We start from the raw sequence: 871 nt of genomic DNA on the forward strand, positions 1-871 counted from the left end.
ATGGGTTTCTCCCAGGTCGGCGCGGAAAGCGGCTGGCGTACGGCCAACACCAAGTCGGTGCAGGAGTCGGCGAAGACGGCGGGTGTGGAGCTGAAGTTCTCCGACGCCCAGCAGAAGCAGGAGAACCAGATCAAGGCGATCCGGTCCTTCGTCCAGCAGAAGGTCGACGTCATCGCGTTCTCGCCGGTGGTGGAGTCGGGCTGGGACACGGTGCTGAAGGAGGCGCAGAACGCCAAGATCCCGGTGATCCTCACCGACCGGGCGGTGGATTCGGCCGACAAGACGCTGTACAAGACCTTCCTGGGCTCGGACTTCGTGGAGGAGGGCAAGAAGGCCGGTCAGTGGCTGGTGGAGGAGTACAAGGACTCCAAGGATCCGGTGAACATCGTGGAGCTGCAGGGCACCACGGGTTCGGCGCCGGCCAACGACCGCAAGGCGGGTTTCGCGGAGGTGATCGCGGCCGATCCGAAGTTCAAGATCGCCGCTTCGCAGACCGGTGACTTCACCCGGGCCAAGGGCAAGGAGGTGATGGAGGCGTTCTTGAAGTCCACTCCGGACATCGATGTGCTGTACGCGCACAATGACGACATGGGGCTGGGTGCGATCGAGGCGATCGAGGGCGCGGGCAAGGTGCCGGGCAAGGACATCAAGATCATCACGATCGACGCGGTGAAGGACGGGATGCAGGCCCTGGCCGACGGGAAGATCAGCTACATCGTCGAGTGCAGCCCGCTGCTCGGCCCTCAACTGATGGACCTGGCCAAGAAGGTCGTCGCCGGTGAGCAGGTGCCGGCTCGGGTGGTGACCGAGGAGACCACCTTCACCCAGGAGCAGGCCAAGGAAGCCCTGCCCACCCGCCAGTACTGAGCCG

General features: G+C 64.4%; 1 protein-coding gene. It reads left to right on the plus strand.

Translation table 11 applies throughout. From position 1 onward, the window contains the following. The coding region (locus ACTOQ3_RS43575; protein WP_440089943.1) for an ABC transporter substrate-binding protein at positions 1–867 on the plus strand (867 nt) is incomplete at its 5' end. Positions 868–871 lie beyond the last annotated feature (4 nt).

It is taken from the genome of Streptosporangium sp. LJ11 (assembly GCF_051918945.1).
In the GTDB taxonomy this organism is placed as follows: Bacteria; Actinomycetota; Actinomycetes; order Streptosporangiales; family Streptosporangiaceae; genus Streptosporangium.